Here is a 1291-nt window from a genome sequence, read left to right as displayed (position 1 = left end):
GGCGATTGCGGCGGCGAAGCAGCACATGGGCCTGGTGGCCTGGGGCACGGTGGCGCTGACCGCGGCCACGCTGGCCGGCTACGTGGCGACGCTGTGGCTGGCGATCACCGGCGGGCTGCCGCTGTGGGCCGGCGTCGCGCTGCTGGGGGCGCTGACCTATCTGTCGTACACGCCGCTGCACGAGGCCGCGCACGGCAACATCCACGGCGACCGCGCTGGCCTGAAGTGGCTCAACGAGCTCTGCGGCTATGTCAGCGCGCAGATGATCATGGTGCCCTACGGCACGCACCGGGTGGAGCACTTCACCCACCACCGCTACACCAACCAGCCGGGCAAGGATCCGGACCACGTGGTCAGCGGCATGGGCGGCGGCGCCTGGCCGTTCGTGAAGGCAGTGGTGCATTTCGTGTGGAACCAGTGGACCTTCCTGTTCCATGGCTACTGGGCCACGGCGCCGCTGCACGAGAAGCTGATCTATGTCGCCGAAGTGGTGACCGCGCTGGGCTGGCGCGTCGCGCTGGTGGTGGCGCTGCCCTGGCAGCAGGGCGTGCTGCTGGTGCCCGTGGCCTGGTTCGTCGGCGCGCTGTTCACCGCCTACTGGTTCGCCTACCGTCCGCACCACCCGTACGACGAGACCGCGCGCTACCGCAATACCAGCAGCCTGGTCATGCCGGTGTGGATGAAGCCGTTCGAGTGGTTCTGGCTGGGGCAGAACCTGCACTCCATCCACCACGCCTTCCCACGCGTGCCGTTCTACCGCTACCACGCGCTGTTCCGCGAGATCGAGCCGGTGCTGCGTGCCCATGGCGGGCCGGTGCTGGGTGTCTTCAGCCGCCGCCCGCTGGCGCCGGCGGTGCGCTGATCCGATTCAGGCGTGGCTGTCCTGGGGCGCGCGCGCCCGGGTCCGGTGCTGGCCTGGCGAGATCCCCTGCCAGCGCCGGAAGGCGCGGGTGAAGCTGGCGGTGTCGGCGTAGCCCAGGTGCAGCGACAGCTCGTCCAGTTTCATGTCGGTCATTTCCAGCAGCTGCAGCGCCAGCTGTTCGCGCGCCTCCTCGACGATGCCGCGGAAGCTCGCGCCCTCGGCCTCCAGCTTGCGGCGCAGGCTGCGCGGCGAGACCAGCAGGGCGCCGGCGACATCCTCCAGCGTGGCCAGCAGGCCCAGCGGTCCGAGCAGGCACTGGCGCACCTGACCGGCGACGCCGGCCGGCTGGCGTTGCGCCAGCAGCTGGCGGCACTGGTCTTCGAGCAGGCGCACCAGCTGTCGGTCATAGGTCGGCAGCGGCCGCTCCAC

2 protein-coding genes are annotated in these 1291 nt (G+C 70.6%); one reads left to right on the top strand and one right to left on the bottom strand.

Annotation, left to right across the window (positions count from 1 at the left end; translation table 11 throughout):
• The coding region (locus C5O18_RS09735) for a fatty acid desaturase family protein (RefSeq protein ID WP_105193425.1) at positions 1-862 on the top strand (862 nt) is incomplete at its 5' end.
• A 6-nt stretch (positions 863-868) separates the two neighbouring features.
• Here the strand turns inward: C5O18_RS09735 and C5O18_RS09730 are convergent.
• On the bottom strand, positions 869-1291 hold a 423-nt coding region (locus tag C5O18_RS09730; RefSeq protein ID WP_146089343.1), incomplete at its 5' end, for a helix-turn-helix transcriptional regulator.

Source organism: Amnimonas aquatica (assembly GCF_002943415.1).
Classification (GTDB): Bacteria; Pseudomonadota; Gammaproteobacteria; order Pseudomonadales; family Moraxellaceae; genus Perlucidibaca; species Perlucidibaca aquatica_A.
This window is presented reverse-complemented; position numbering and strand designations above follow the sequence as displayed.